The sequence below is a fragment of the Lapillicoccus sp. genome (assembly GCF_036559105.1).
In the GTDB taxonomy this organism is placed as follows: domain Bacteria; phylum Actinomycetota; class Actinomycetes; order Actinomycetales; family Dermatophilaceae; genus Lapillicoccus.
In genome coordinates this window covers 1-14,583 of record NZ_DATBTV010000148.1, presented here as the reverse complement: position 1 = coordinate 14,583, position 14,583 = coordinate 1, and the positions used below count along the sequence as shown (strand labels likewise).

The following is a 14,583-nucleotide window of genomic DNA, read 5'->3' as shown; positions in this document are numbered from 1 at the left end:
TCCCCGAGGCGGCCCACAGCGTGGCGGACCGGCTCGGGGTCGGCTTCGCCGAGACGCCCCAGGCTCTGCTCGACTCCGGCGTGGACGCCTTCGTCATCGCCACCGCCACCCCGGGCCACGCCCCACTGCTCCGTCTGGGCGTCGAGGCCGGGGTGCCCACGTTCTGCGAGAAGCCGGTGGCCTCGACTCTCGACGAGACCCTCGGACTGGCCAAGCTGGTCGAGGGTTCCGACGTCCCGGTGCACGTGGGGTTCCAACGCCGGTTCGACCGCGGCTACCAGCGGGCCCGCCAGGCGGTGGCCGACGGCGAGCTCGGGTTCGTCCACACCGTCCGGGCCGGCACCCACGACCAGGCGCCACCGCACGCGGCGTACATCCCGACCAGTGGCGGCCTGTTCCGGGACTGCTCGATCCACGACTTCGACATCGTCCGGTTCGTCACCGGCAACGAGGTGGTGTCGGTGTTCGCGTCCGGCGCCAACAAGGGCGCCGCGTTCTTCTCCGAGGCCGGTGACGTCGACACGGCCGCGGGCATCCTCACCCTCGACGACGGCACGCTCGTCACGGTCACCGCGACCCGCTACAACGGCGGCGGGCACGATGTCCGGATGGAGGTCTTCGGCAGCGACGGCACCATCGGCGTCGGCTACGACCAGTCCCTGGCCGTCACGTCGGCCGAGGAGAGCGGCGACCTGACGGCCGGCCCGCGCCACTGGTCGTTCATGGAACGGTTCCTTCCGGCATACCGAGCCGAGCTGACCGCGTTCGCCGACGTGGCCCGGGGCCAGCGGCCGTCGCCCTGCACGGTCCTCGACGCGATGCAGGCGTTCCGGATCGCGGAGGCCTGTGAGCTGTCGCGCCACGAAGGCCGGGTCGTCCGTCTCGACGAGATCCCCTCAGTATGAGCGTCACCGCCGCCTCGGGCCGGTTCGACCTCATCACGATCGGGCGGACCGGGGTCGACATCTACCCCCTCGACCACGGCGTCGGACTGGAGGACGTGCGGACCTTCGAGAAGTTCCTCGGCGGCAGCGCGACCAACGTCGCCGTGGCGGCGGCCCAATACGGCCGGCGGACCGCGATCGTGACCCGCACCGGCCGCGACCCGTTCGGCACCTACGTCAAGCGTCAGCTGCGGGTCCTCGGCGTCGACGACGTCTTCGTCGAGCCGGTCGACGGTCCGCCCACTCCGGTGACGTTCTGTGAGATCTTCCCTCCGGACAGCTTCCCGCTCTACTTCTATCGGTACCCCATCGCGCCCGACCTGCTCATCGAGCCGGAAACCCTTCCTTTGCAGGCGATCCAGGACGCCAGGATCTACTGGTCGACGGTGACCGGCCTGTCCCAGGAGCCGAGTCGCGCGTCGCACTTCGCGGCGTGGGAGGCGAGGGGTCGACGTACGCATACCGTCCTCGACCTCGACTGGCGGCCGATGTTCTGGCCCGACGTCGCCGACGGCCGCGCCCAGGTGGAGAAGGCCCTCGAGCACGTCACCATCGCCGTCGGCAACCGCGAGGAGTGCGAGGTGGCCGTCGGCGAGACCGACCCGAACCGCGCCGCCGACGCCCTGCTCGACCGGGGGCTGGAGCTGGCGATCGTCAAGCAGGGTCCCAAGGGCGTGCTCGCCGCGACGCGCGGCGAACGGGTCGAGGTGCCGACCTTCCCCGTCGAGGTGGTCAACGGGCTGGGCGCCGGAGACGCTTTCGGCGGCGCCCTCGTCCACGGGCTGCTCGGTGGCTGGGACCTGCGCCGCACGCTGGAGTTCGCCAACGTCGCCGGCGCCATCGTCGCCTCCCGGCTCGAGTGCTCGACGGCGATGCCGGACGAGGCGCAGGTCCAGGAGGCCCTCGACTCCCGCGCCATCACGCCCGTCATCGCGGCGGGAGAGCCGCGATGACCGTCGAGACCCGGCCGTCGGTCTCGGTCCGCGACCTCACCGAGGTCCGGGTCCGCGAGCCGCACCGTATCCCCGACTCCTGGGCGGCCCGGCACCGTCGGCCGATCGCCGGCGACGACGGCCGGCTGCTCGTCGTGGCGGCCGACCATCCGGCGCGCAACGCGCTCGGTGTCCGCAGCGACCCCATGGCGATGGCCAGCCGGACCGACCTGCTCGAGCGGCTCGCCACCGCGCTCGCCCGGCCCGGGGTCGACGGGGTCCTCGGCACGCCCGACATCCTCGACGACCTGCTGCTCATGGGTGCTCTGGACGACAAGGTCGTCGTCGGGTCGATGAACCGGGGCGGGCTGCAGGGTGCGTCGTTCGAGCTGGACGACCGGTTCACCGCCTACCGTGCCGTCGACGTCGCCGCGCACGGCCTCGAGGGCGGCAAGATGCTCACCCGCATCTGCCTCGACGACCCCGGCACCGTCGCGACGCTCCAGGCGACCGCGGAGGCGGTCACCGAGCTCGCCGGTCTCGGTCTGATGGCGATGATCGAGCCGTTCCTCACGCTCCACCACGAGGGACGGGTGGTCAACCTGCTCGACCCCGAGTCGACGATCAAGTCCATCTCGGTGGCCTCCGCACTGGGCGGGTCGACCGCGCACACCTGGCTGAAGCTGCCGGTCGTCGACGAGCTGGAGCGGGTCATGGACGCGACCACCCTCCCCACCCTCTTGCTCGGCGGCGACCCTCAGGGCGACCCGCACGACACGTATGCGTCGTGGGGCGCCTCGCTCGACCTCCCGGCCGTCCGCGGCCTGGTCGTCGGACGGGCCCTGCTCTACCCGCCGGACGGCGACGTCGCCGCAGCCGTCGACATCGCCGCCGAGCTCGTGCACGGAGCCACCCGATGAGCAGCCGCTGGGTGCTGCCGCTCGGCAGTGCGGAGCGCGAGGACTGGGCGGTCGTCGTCGACGAGACCGTCGACGGCTGGCAGTACACCGGCCTGTATGCGGGCGCGCTCCTCCCCGGGGAGCAGCGCGGGCTCTCGACCGGCGCGCGGGAGCTGATGGTGGTCCCGCTCTCCGGTTCGGTCGACGTCCGGTGCACGGACTCGTCCGGAGCGACGTCCGAGGTCCGGCTCGTCGGCCGCTCCTCGGTGTTCGCCGGTCCGGCCGACGTGGCCTTCGTGCCCCGGGACAGCGACCTCGTCCTGCAGTCGGCTGAGACGACCGAGCCCTGCCGCGTGGCGCTCGCTGTCGCAGTGGTCCCCGACCAGCCGATCGGCCCGGTGCCCGGGTTCCAGCACCTGGCCGCCGCCGACGTCCCCGTCGAGCTGCGCGGCGCCGGGCAGGCCTCCCGCGAGGTCCGCAACTTCGGGGTGCCCGGCGTCCTCGACGCGGAGGCGCTCATCGCCTGTGAGGTCATCACCCCGGCGGGCAACTGGAGCTCCTACCCGCCGCACAAGCACGACACCCGACGCGACGGCGTCGAGTCGCAGCTGGAGGAGATCTACTACCACGAGGTCCAGGCGTCCGCCGACGCTCCGGAGGGCGCCGACCCGATGGCCTACCTGCGGGTCTACGGCACCGCGGACCGGGAGATCGACGTGCTCGCCGAGGTCCGCACCGGCGACGTCGTCCTCGTGCCGCACGGCTGGCACGGGCCGGCGATGGCGGTGCCCGGGTACGACCTCTACTACCTCAACGTCATGGCGGGCCCGGGACCCGAGCGCGCCTGGCTGATCTGCGACGATCCCGCGCACGGCTGGGTCCGGGACACCTGGACGTCGCAGGCCGTCGACCCCCGACTACCCCTAGGAAGTGCCCGATGACGTCCACCGTCCGGCTCACCGTCGGCCAGGCTGTGGTCCGGTTCCTCGCCGCCCAGTGGACCGAGCGCGACGGTGAACGGCAGAAGCTGTTCGCCGGGTGCTTCGGCATCTTCGGCCACGGCAACGTCGCCGGCATCGGTCAGGCGCTGCTGCAGAAAGAGCTGTCGGCGACCGGCGACGACCGCCTCCCCTACGTCCTGGCCCGCAACGAGCAGGCCATGGTGCACACCGCCGTCGGCTACGCCCGACAGAAGGACCGCCTCCAGACCTGGGCCTGCACCGCCTCGGTCGGCCCGGGTTCGACCAACATGCTCACCGGCGCGGCCCTGGCCACCATCAACCGGATCCCCGTGCTGCTGCTGCCGTCCGGCACCTTCGCCACGCGTGTGTCCGGCCCGGTGCTCCAGGAGCTCGAGCCGCCGTACGCCGGTGACCTCACCGTCAACGACGCGTTCCGCCCGCTGTCGAGGTACTTCGACCGGGTGAACCGGCCCGAGCAGCTGCCGTCGGCCCTGCTCAACGCGATGAGAGTGCTGACGGACCCCGCCGAGACCGGCGCCGTCACGCTTGCGCTGCCACAGGACGTGCAGGCCGAGGCGTTCGACTGGCCGGTCGAGCTCTTCGCTCAGCGGACGTGGCGGGTCAGCCGGGCACAGGCCGACCCGGCCGACATCGCCACCGCGGCGAAGGTCATCCGCTCCGCGAAGCGCCCGATGGTCGTGGCCGGTGGTGGCGTCCACTACGCACAGGCCGAGGACGCGCTGCTGGCGTTCTGCGAGCGGACCGGCATCCCCGTCGGCGAGACGCAGGCGGGTAAGGGCTCGCTGCCCCACGGGCACCCCCAGGAGCTCGGTGCCGTCGGCTCGACCGGGACGACGGCGGCCAACGCGGTCGCCGCCGAGGCCGACGTGGTCATCGGCGTCGGCACCCGTTGGAGCGACTTCACCACCGCATCCCGAACCGTTTTCCAGGACAGTGGTGTTCGGTTCGTCAACGTCAACGTCGCCCGGTTCGACGCGGCCAAGCACGCCGGGCTCGAGGTCGTCGGCGACGCCCGCGCCGTCCTCGCCGCACTGACCGAGGCCCTCGACGGCTACACGGTCGACGACGCCTACCGCGAGCGCCAGCAGACGCTCTGGCGAGCCTGGGACGCCGCGGTCGAGGCCGCATACCACCCGGCGGTGGAGGTCACCGACGCACTGGCCGACGGGCTGCTCACCCAGGGTCAGGTCCTCGGCGCGGTCAACGAGCTCACCGACCCGCGTGACGTCGTCCTCTGCGCGGCCGGCTCGATGCCCGGCGACCTGCACAAGCTGTGGCGGGTCCGCGACCGCAAGGCTTACCACGTGGAGTACGGCTACTCCTGCATGGGCTACGAGATCCCCGCGTCGATCGGGATCCGGCTGGCCGACGAGAGTCGCGACGTGTTCGCCATGGTCGGCGACGGCGGCTACCTCATGATGCCGACCGAGCTGGTCACCGCGGTGCAGGAGCGGGTCAAGGTCATCGTCGTCCTGGTCCAGAACTACGGGTTCCACTCGATCGGCTCGCTCTCGGAGTCCCTGGGGTCACAGCGGTTCGGCACGCGCTACCGCGCCCGCACCGACGACGGCCGCCTCGACGGCGACCTGCTGCGGATCGACCTGGCGGCCAACGCCCGGAGCCTCGGGGCGCACGTCATCGAGGTGCACTCCGCGTCCGAGCTCGAACAGGCGATCAAGGACGCCAAGGCGGCTCCGGTCGACGGTGGCCCGGTGGTCATCCACGTCGAGACCGACCCGTTCGTCGTCGCGCCCGACAACGGCGCCTGGTGGGACGTGCCGGTCAGCGAGGTCTCCACGATCGACTCGACGCAGCACGCCTACTCCGACTACCTCGAGCACAAGCGAGCCCAACGGCCGCTGATCGGGCCGACGGACGGGAGCCCGGCGTGACGTCGAACCTGCTCCGGGTCGGGATCCTCGGCGTCGGCCGGATGGGTGCCGACCATGCCGAACGGGTTGCCACACGCATCAACGGTGCCCGACTGGTCGCGGTATCCGACCCCGCAACCGAACGGGCCCGAGAGCTGGCCGCCTCCTTCGACGGAGTGCGCGCCGTCGACGACGGCCTCGCGCTCGTCACCGACGACGAGGTCGAGGCGGTGGTCGTCGCGTCACCAGGTTTCGCCCACGAGGAGCAGGTCATCGCCTGCCTCGAGGCCGGCAAACCGGTCCTCTGCGAGAAGCCGCTGACGATGGACAGCGCGTCGTCGCTGCGGCTCGTCGAGATGGAGGCCAAGGGCGGCCGGCCACTCGTCCAGGTGGGCTTCATGAGGCGGTTCGACCCCGAGTACGCCGAGCTCAAGCGGCTGCTCGACTCGGGTTCGCTCGGCCGGACCCTGATGGTGCACAACACCCACCGCAACAAGGACACGCTGCCCGGGTTCGTGTCGGAGATGATCGTCCGCGACTCACTGGTCCACGAGGTCGACGTCACCCGGTGGCTGTTCGGCGAGGAGATCACCCAGATCCATGTGCTGGCTCCGACGCCTACGAGCGTGGCCGACGAGGGCGTCCTCGACCCCCAGATCGCGATCTTGACCATGGCCGGTGGCGGGATCGCGACCAACGAGGTGTTCGTCAACACCGGCATCGGCTATGAGGTCCGGTGCGAGGCAGTCGCCGAGCACGGCAACGCCACCATCGGCCTCGGCGTGGGTCCGCTCGTGCGGCAGGTCAACCGCGCCGGCACCCACATCCCCGAGGACTTCCGCGAGCGGTTCGCGACCGCCTACGACCTGGAGGTCCAGGCCTGGGTCGACGCGACCCGCCGTGGCGAGGTCGTCGGACCTACCACCTGGGACGGCTACGCCGCGGCCGTCGTCTGCACCGCTGGCGTCGAGTCGCTCACCACCGGCCGCCCCGTGACCGTCGAGCTCGCGCCCCGACCCACTTTCGCCGTCTGACCCCGCAACCGAAGGAACCGTCATGAGCCCCAGTCGCATCACCCACTACGTCGACGGCGCCGACTGGTCCGGCGCGACCGACCGCACCAGCCAGGTGTTCAACCCGGCCACCGGCGAGGTCACCGGCGCCCTCGACCTCGCCTCCGCCGACCTCGTCGGCGAGGTCGTCGCGTCGGCGGCCAAGGCGTGGCCGGAGTGGGCCGACACCTCGCTGGCCCGCCGCTCCAAGGTGCTCTTCGCGTTCCGCGAGCTGTTGGATCGGAACAAGAAGGAGGTCGCGGCGCTCATCACCGCCGAGCACGGCAAGGTCCTCGACGACGCGCTCGGCGAGGTGATGCGTGGCCTCGAGGTGGCCGAGTTCGCCTGCGGCATCCCGCACCTGCTCAAGGGTGGCTACTCGGAGAACGCCTCCACCGGCGTCGACGTCTACTCCCTGCGTCAGCCGCTCGGCGTCGTCGCCGTCATCTCCCCCTTCAACTTCCCGGCAATGGTGCCGATGTGGTTCATCCCCATCGCGATCGCCTGCGGCAACGCCGTCGTCCTCAAGCCGAGCGAGAAGGACCCATCGGCCGCGCTGGCCGTCGCCCGGCTCTGGAAGGAGGCCGGCCTGCCCGACGGCGTCATGAACGTCGTCAACGGCGACAAGGAAGCCGTGGACGCGCTGCTCACCCACCCCGACATCAAGTCGGTGTCGTTCGTGGGCTCCACACCGATCGCGAAGTACGTCTACGAGACCGGCACGGCGCACGGCAAGCGCGTCCAGGCCCTGGGCGGCGCGAAGAACCACATGCTCGTCCTGCCCGACGCCGACCTCGACCTGGCCGCCGACGCCGCCGTCAACGCCGGGTTCGGCTCCGCCGGCGAGCGCTGCATGGCCATCTCGGCGCTGGTCGCCGTCGAGCCGGTCGCCGACGACCTGGTCAGCCGCATCGTCGACCGGATGGGCAAGCTGCGCACCGGTGACGGCACCCGCGGCTGCGATATGGGCCCCCTCGTCACCGGACCCCACCGCGACAAGGTGACCGGCTACGTCGCCGCCGGTGTCGAGGAGGGTGCGACCCTCGTTGTCGACGGCCGCGACGCCGACTTCGACGGCGGCGACGACGGGTTCTTCCTCGCGCCGACGCTGTTCGACCAGGTCACCCCGGAGATGTCGATCTACCGCGACGAGATCTTCGGCCCGGTCCTCTCCGTGGTGCGGGTGCATTCCTACGAGGAGGGCCTGCGCCTCATCAACGACAATCCCTACGGCAACGGCACGGCGATCTTCACCAACGACGGCGGGGCGGCTCGCCGGTTCCAGCACGAGGTCGAGGTCGGGATGGTCGGCGTCAACGTGCCGATCCCGGTGCCGGTGTCGTACTTCTCGTTCGGCGGCTGGAAGAGCTCGCTGTTCGGCGACACCCACGCGCACGGCATCGAGGGCGTGCACTTCTTCACCCGTGGCAAGGTCGTCACGTCGCGCTGGCTGGACCCGAGCCACGGCGGCCTCAACCTCGGTTTCCCGCAGAACACCTGACGCTCATATGACGCCGTTCCCGTCCGCGCTCCCGCGGGCGCGGACGCCGGACCCGATGGACGCCCCACCACTGCGGTGGGGCGTCCTCGGTACCGGCTGGATCGCAGGACGTTTCGCGGCGGCGCTACGGGCGTCCACCCGCCAGCAGGTGTATGCGGTGGGCTCGCGATCGCTCTCCAGCGCAACGACGTTCGCCGAGACGGTTGGAGCACCACGCGCCTACGGGTCGTACCAGGACCTGGTCGCGGACGACTCGCTTGACGTCGTCTACGTCGCCACCCCGCACAACCACCACCACCCGCACGCTCGGCTCGCCATGGAGGCCGGGCGGCACGTCGTCGTCGAGAAGCCGATGGGCGTCAGCGCGGCCGAGGCGCGAGACCTGGCCGGTCTCGCCGCCGAGCGCGGGCTCTTCCTCATGGAGGCACTCTGGACATTCTTCCTCCCCAAGCTCGATGTCATTCGCCGACTGGTCGAGGACGGGGTCCTCGGCACGCCGCACTCGGTCGTGGCCGACATCGGTGAGTACTTCGCCGCGGACCACCGGATCATGCGGGCCGACCTCGCCGGCGGTCCGATGAACGACCTCATGACCTACCCCGCTTCACTGGCCACATGGCTGCTGGGCAGTCCCTTCGAGGTTGCCGCCGTTTCGAGCGTCGCACCGAAGACCCTCAGCCCCAGCGGGGTCGACGGCCAGGTCGCGGCCGTCCTGCGCACGCATACCGGCGCCGTGGCATCCCTCACCGCGAGCGTCCTCGGCGACCTGCCGACGACCGCGTCGGTCGTCGGCTCCCAGGCGACGCTGCTCCTGGACCGCTACTTCTACCGGCCGGGCGGGTTCACCCTTCTCGGGCACGGCGGCAAGGCGTTGCGGTGGCACGAGGAGGGCGTCGACCACGCGGCCCTGTTCTGGCAGGCGGCCGAGGTGGCCCGCCGGATCGCCGCCGGGGAGACCGTCACGCCGCTCCGGACCCCGGCGGACACCATCACCACCCTGGAGACGATGGACGCGATTCGCGCCGCGGCTCAGCGCTCGTCGACCACCATCTCGAGCGCGTAGTCCTCGGCGCGGTAGCTGTGGTCGCCGAACTCGACCGCCTTGCCGGCGACGTCGAACGCCATCCGCGTCATGGTGAGGACCGGTTGGCCACCCCGAAGGGCGAGGTGTCTGCGCTCGACCGGCGTCGGCATCCGTGCGCCGATGCTCTGGCGGGCGACGACCGGCTTCGCGCCGCGAGTGCGGAGCGCGTCGTAGAGGCCGTTCCCCTCCAGCTCGTGTCGTCCGATGTCGAGGTAGGCCGGCGGGAGCCAGTTGCGCATCAGGGCCAGTGGCTGGTCCTCGACGAGCCGCAGCCGGGTGATCGACAGCAGCTCGGACCCCTCGTCGAGGTCGAGGGCGCCGGCCGCCCGAGCGTCCTTGACCACCTCGAGGTCGATGACGACCGTATGCGGTGACCGACCCGCCCGCTTGAGATCGTCGTAGAGGCTGGAGAGCTCGAACCGGCGGTGCACCTTCCGGTTCGCCACGGTGGTCCCGACGCCGCGACGCCGGACCAGGAGTCCCTGGTCGACCATCTCCTGGATGGCCCGTCGCACGGTCGGCCGCGACAGGCCGAGCCGCTCGCACATGGCCATCTCGTTCTCGAACGGGTCCCCCGGCTCGAGCCGACCGTCCATCACCGCCGCGCTGAGCTGTTCCGCGAGCTGGTGGTACAGCGGGACGGGCGAGCTGCGGTCGATCCGCAGGTCGACGGGGATCGCGAGGGCGGCCATGACCTGACGATAACGACAAACCCCCGGAGAAGTGAGAATGTCAGGACAACATTCTGACGAGCGCCGCTCAGACCTCCTGGCGGCGCGACAGCACCGTCCCGACGGCGACGACGATCGCGAGCAGGACCGCGGTCGCCAGCCCGAACAGCAGCGGATCCCGAGGCCCGACGAATCCCAGGCCCAGCATCACCGGCACGGCCACGCCCGGCCAGCGCACCGCGCGTCCGACCCGCCGCTCGGTGCCGCCGAGCACGAGCGCCGTTCCGGCCAGGAAGGTCGCCAGCCCGCCGACGACCAGCCAGCTGCCCGCGGACGGGAGGACGTCGTGGGGATGAATGATGAGCTCCTCCAACCCCACCCCGGCCGCCAGGAGCCCTGCGGTCACGGGCAGGTGCCCGTAGACGAAGAGGTCGTGTCGCTGGTCGACCTTCGCGACCTCGTCGTCGTCCGCCCCGGAGTCGGCCTCCTCCTGCTCGGCGTCCTCCTGGGCGTCACGGAGGGCGTTCGCGCTGACCTCCTCGCTGACGTCGAAGTAGGCCCACCAGGCGGCCACCCCCACGAGGAACGCCGTCCCCGCGACGAGGGAGGACGTCACGTCCCAGTTCGTGTCGTGGAGCCCGGCCACCACTGCGGCGGCGACCTCGCCGAGGACGAGGATGACCAGCAGCCCGAACCGCTCCGGAAGGTGTTCGAGGTGCAGCGGCGCAGCCGCCGACCGGTGGGTCGCGACGATCGGCGTCACGATGTCGACCACCGCCCCGACCCCCCAGAGGACGAGGCGAACAGGGGCGGGGTGACCAGGGAGAGCGCCCAGAGGGCGATGACCGCCGACGAGCCCACGAGATAGACCCCGATGGTCGATCTCGCCTCCTCGACGTGGCGCCATGCCCGGGCGTAGAGCAGCAGGAGCACGAGCCGGCCGACGAGGTAGCTGGTGGCGAACACGGCCGAGAGTGAGGCGGTCGCCTCGTAGACGCTGGCGGCGCAGCCCAGGACTGCGGCCATGGCCCCGAACTTCGCCAGCCGCAGCACAATGTCGTCGGTGTCGAACCGGTTGTTGTACAGGGTGAACTGGACCCACGAGAGCCAGATCAACACGAGCAGGAAGGCGAACTCACCGACCGCCCCCCAGTCGACGTCGACGACGAGGTTGGTGGCCAGCGCCGCCACGGCGAGCACGTAGGCCAGGTCGAAGAACAGCTCCAGCCTCGTCGCCCCCCGGGTCTTGTCGTGCCGCAGGGTCGGCGGTCGGACCAGGGGGATGGCCCCGGGGTCGTTACTCATGTGTTGGCCACCGGGCAAACGGTGCCACACCGTGCCCGGGGCGGCGCGGTCGGACGCTACCGCTTGCTGAGGGCCATCCAGGTGTCGACGACGGTGTCGGGGTTGAGGCTCATGGTGTCGATGTGCTGGTCGAGGAGCCACACGGCGAGGTCGGGGTGGTCGGAGGGACCTTGACCGCAGATGCCGACGTACTTGCCCGCCTTCTTGCACGCCGTGATGGCGAGCTCGAGCATGTGCTGCACGGCGGGGTCGCGCTCGTCGAACCCGGCAGCGACCAGCGCCGAGTCGCGGTCGAGACCGAGGGTCAGCTGGGTCATGTCGTTGGAGCCGATGGAGAACCCGTCGAAGTACTCAAGGAACTGGTCGGCGATCACGGCGTTGGACGGCAGCTCGCACATCATGATGACCTGCAGGTCGTTCTCACCGCGGCTGAGGCCGTGCTCGGCGAGGAGCTCGACGACGCCGCGCGCCTCCGTCAGCGTGCGCACGAACGGGATCATCACCTTGACGTTGGTGAGGCCCATGGTGTCGCGGACGTACTTCAGCGCCTCGGCCTCCATGGCGAAGCAGTCGGCGAAGTCCGGTGACAGGTAGCGGGAGGCGCCGCGGTACCCGATCATCGGGTTCTCCTCGTGCGGCTCGTAGTTCGGGCCGCCGACGAGGTTCGCATACTCGTTGGACTTGAAGTCCGACATCCGCACGATGACCGGCTTGGGGTGGAACGCGGCCGCGATAGTACCGACGCCTTCGGCGACCCGCTGCACGAAGAACTCCCGGGGGCCGGGGTATGCGGCGACGGCCTCGTCGATCTTCCGGGCCAGACCCGGGTCGTCACCGGAGAGGGTCCCGGCGGCGTGGTCGAGGAGCGCCTTGGGGTGGATGCCGATCTGCCGGTTGATGATGAACTCCAGCCGGGCCAGCCCGACCCCCTCGTTGGGCAGCATCGAGAACGCGAACGCCTGGTCCGGGGTGCCGACGTTCATCATGATGCCCACGTCGATGTCCGGCATGGCGCCGAGGTCGGTCTGCTCGACCTGGATGTCGAGCAGCCCCTCGTAGACGAAGCCGGTGTCACCCTCCGCGCACGAGACGGTCACCTCCCGGCCCTCGGCCAGGTCCCGGGTCGCCGACCCGGTGCCGACCACGGCGGGGATGCCGAGCTCGCGGGCGATGATCGCCGCGTGACAGGTCCGGCCGCCGCGGTTGGTGACGATCGCGCTGGCCCGCTTCATGATCGGCTCCCAGTCCGGGTCCGTCATGTCGGCGACCAGCACCTCGCCCTCGTGGAAGTCGCGCATCTGGTCGGCGGACGTGAGGATCCGCACCGCACCGGCGCCGGCCTTCTGCCCGATCGCGCGCCCCTCGACCAGGACCTCCGCCGAGCTGCCGCCCTTCACCTTGTACCGCTGCAGGCTGGCCCCGCTGCGGCGGGACTGCACCGTCTCCGGGCGGGCCTGCAGGATGTACAGCTTCCCGTCGATCCCGTCCTTGCCCCACTCGATGTCCATCGGCCGGCCGTAGTGCTTCTCGATCGAGACCGCCAGCCGGGCCAGCTCCTCGACCTCCTCGTCGGTCAGCGAGAACCGCACCTGCTCCGCGGCGTCCACGTCGACGAACTCCGTCGTCCTCCCGACGTTCGGGTCGTCGGTGAACACCATCTTGGTGGCCTTGCCGCCCACGCCGCGCTTCAGCACGGCCGGGGTCCCGGCCGCCAGACCCGGCTTCCACACGTACCACTCGTCCGGGTTGACCGCCCCCTGCACCACGGCCTCGCCCAGCCCGTAGGACGCCGTCACGAAGACCGCGTCGGTGAACCCCGACTCGGTGTCCATCGTGAACATCACGCCGGACGCCCCGACGTCCGAACGCACCATCCGCTGGACCCCGGCCGACAGTGCCACGTCGGCGTGCTCGAACCCGTGGTGCACCCGGTAGGCGATCGCCCGGTCGTTGTAGAGCGAGGCGAACACCTCGCGGATCGCCGTCAGCACCGGCTCGATCCCCCGGATGTTGAGGAAGGTCTCCTGCTGCCCCGCGAACGACGCGTCCGGCAGGTCCTCGGCCGTCGCCGACGACCGCACCGCGAACGACGCCGCGTCCTCGTCGCCGTTGCCGGCCTCACCGGCCAGCTTCGCGTAGGCGTCGCGGACCTCCTGCTCCAACGCGGGCTGCAGGGGCTGCTCGACGATCGCCGTCCGCACCTGCTTCCCGACGCGCGCCAGCGCGTCCGTGTCGTCGGTGTCCAGGCCCTCCATCAACCCGGTGATCCGGGCCGCCAGCCCCTCCTGCGACACGAAGTCCCGGAATGCCGCGGCCGTCGTCGCGAACCCGTCCGGTACGCGTACGCCGGCCGACGCCAGGTTGCCGATCATCTCCCCCAGCGACGAGTTCTTCCCCCCGACCTCGTCCAGGTCGGCCATCCCCAACGACGAGAACCACTTGACGTTCGCGCTCACAAGCTCGCTCCTTTGCGACTCTCCGCTGAGCCGGCGCGGTTGGCCGACTGCAGGGTCTGGACGATGAGGGTGGACATCTCCTCGACCGACTTCGTCGTTGAGTTGATCACCGGAAGCCGGTTGGCCGCATACATCGCCTCGGCCCGACGCAGCTCGTAGGTGCACTGCTCGAGCGACGCGTACCTCGAGTTCGGGCGACGCTGCTGACGCACCTCGGACAACCGCCCCGGCGTCGCCACCAGCCCGATCACCCGGTCGCGCAGGTGTTTGATGGGTCTCGGCAGGTCGGTGGTCTCCAGGTCCTCCTCGACCAGCGGGTAGTTCGCGACGAACAGGCCGTGCTGCAGCGCCAGGTACATCGTGGTCGGCGTCTTCCCGCACCGCGACGGCGCGATGAGGACGACCTCCGCCTTGTCCATCGCCCGCAGGCTCTGGCCGTCGTCGTGCTCGATCGAGTACTCGATGGCCGCCATCCGCGCGTTGTAGCGCTGGACGTCGCCGACCCCGTGCAGCTGCGCCGCGACCCGGGCAGCCGGTACCCCGAACACCTCCTCGACCCGCGAGATGTGCAGCTCGAAGAAGTCGATCATCGGACACGTCGTCGTGTGCAGGACCTCGCGGATCTCGTCGGTCGCGGCCGTGGTGAAGGCGATCGGCGTGATCGGGCCCTCCGCGGCCCGGTCGAGCACCTCGACGACCCGGCGGGCCTCCTCCGGCGTGGTGATGAACGGGATCAGCCGGCGATCGAACCGCAGCTGCGGGAACTGGATGAGCAGCGCGTTCCCCATCGTCTCCGCGCTGATGCCGGTGCTGTCCGAGAGGAAGAAGACCGGCGTCGCCGACGGGCCGGGCGCGACGTCGGCGGCGACCGGGTCGGCGGAGGTC

Annotated in this window: 11 protein-coding genes and 1 pseudogene; 8 read left to right on the top strand and 4 right to left on the bottom strand. The window is 70.8% G+C overall.

The features are described from left to right. From VIG79_RS17735 to VIG79_RS17700, 8 genes are all read left to right on the top strand, one after another. A partial coding sequence (locus VIG79_RS17735) for a Gfo/Idh/MocA family protein (protein WP_331888039.1) occupies positions 1 to 905 on the top strand: 905 nt, incomplete at its 5' end. After that, complete coding sequence (gene iolC / locus VIG79_RS17730) at positions 902 to 1,897, top strand: 5-dehydro-2-deoxygluconokinase (protein WP_331888037.1); 996 nt, start codon at positions 902 to 904, stop codon at positions 1,895 to 1,897. The genes VIG79_RS17735 and iolC, both read left to right, overlap by 4 nt. Then, positions 1,894 to 2,796, top strand: a complete 903-nt coding sequence (locus VIG79_RS17725) for a Cgl0159 family (beta/alpha)8-fold protein (RefSeq protein WP_331888035.1) — start codon at positions 1,894 to 1,896, stop codon at positions 2,794 to 2,796. Before iolC ends, VIG79_RS17725 begins: the two co-directional genes overlap by 4 nt. Further along, entirely contained in the window at positions 2,793 to 3,716 is a 924-nt protein-coding gene (gene iolB, locus VIG79_RS17720) for a 5-deoxy-glucuronate isomerase (protein ID WP_331888033.1), read from the top strand. Before VIG79_RS17725 ends, iolB begins: the two co-directional genes overlap by 4 nt. Then, entirely contained in the window at positions 3,713 to 5,650 is a 1,938-nt protein-coding gene (gene iolD, locus VIG79_RS17715) for a 3D-(3,5/4)-trihydroxycyclohexane-1,2-dione acylhydrolase (decyclizing) (protein ID WP_331888031.1), read from the top strand. The genes iolB and iolD overlap by 4 nt, the downstream gene beginning before the upstream one ends. Beyond that, a complete protein-coding gene (locus tag VIG79_RS17710; RefSeq protein WP_331888029.1) occupies positions 5,647 to 6,663 on the top strand; it encodes a Gfo/Idh/MocA family oxidoreductase in 1,017 nt (338 codons plus the stop codon). The genes iolD and VIG79_RS17710 overlap by 4 nt, the downstream gene beginning before the upstream one ends. 22 nt (positions 6,664 to 6,685) lie before the next feature. Beyond that, a complete protein-coding gene (locus VIG79_RS17705; RefSeq protein WP_331888027.1) occupies positions 6,686 to 8,182 on the top strand; it encodes a CoA-acylating methylmalonate-semialdehyde dehydrogenase in 1,497 nt (498 codons plus the stop codon). Between the two features lie 55 nt (positions 8,183 to 8,237). Then, on the top strand, positions 8,238 to 9,245 hold the full coding sequence (locus tag VIG79_RS17700; RefSeq protein ID WP_331888025.1) for a Gfo/Idh/MocA family oxidoreductase: 1,008 nt from the start codon (positions 8,238 to 8,240) through the stop codon (positions 9,243 to 9,245). Here VIG79_RS17700 and VIG79_RS17695 read toward each other — a convergent pair. From VIG79_RS17695 to VIG79_RS17680, 4 genes and pseudogenes are all read right to left on the bottom strand, one after another. Continuing rightward, positions 9,212 to 9,958, bottom strand: coding sequence for a GntR family transcriptional regulator (locus VIG79_RS17695; RefSeq protein ID WP_331888023.1), 747 nt, complete (start codon positions 9,956 to 9,958; stop codon positions 9,212 to 9,214). The genes VIG79_RS17700 and VIG79_RS17695 overlap by 34 nt on opposite strands. Before the next feature lie 67 nt (positions 9,959 to 10,025). Continuing rightward, positions 10,026 to 11,242: pseudogene (locus VIG79_RS17690) on the bottom strand (low temperature requirement protein A). A gap of 56 nt (positions 11,243 to 11,298) precedes the next feature. Next, the gene (ppsA, locus tag VIG79_RS17685; protein ID WP_331888021.1) at positions 11,299 to 13,698 is read right to left on the bottom strand and encodes a phosphoenolpyruvate synthase; all 2,400 of its coding nucleotides are present in this window, start codon (positions 13,696 to 13,698) and stop codon (positions 11,299 to 11,301) included. Beyond that, positions 13,695 to 14,583 (bottom strand): pyruvate, phosphate dikinase/phosphoenolpyruvate synthase regulator (locus VIG79_RS17680; RefSeq protein ID WP_331888019.1); only part of this gene is annotated, 889 nt, incomplete at its 5' end. The genes VIG79_RS17680 and ppsA, both read right to left, overlap by 4 nt.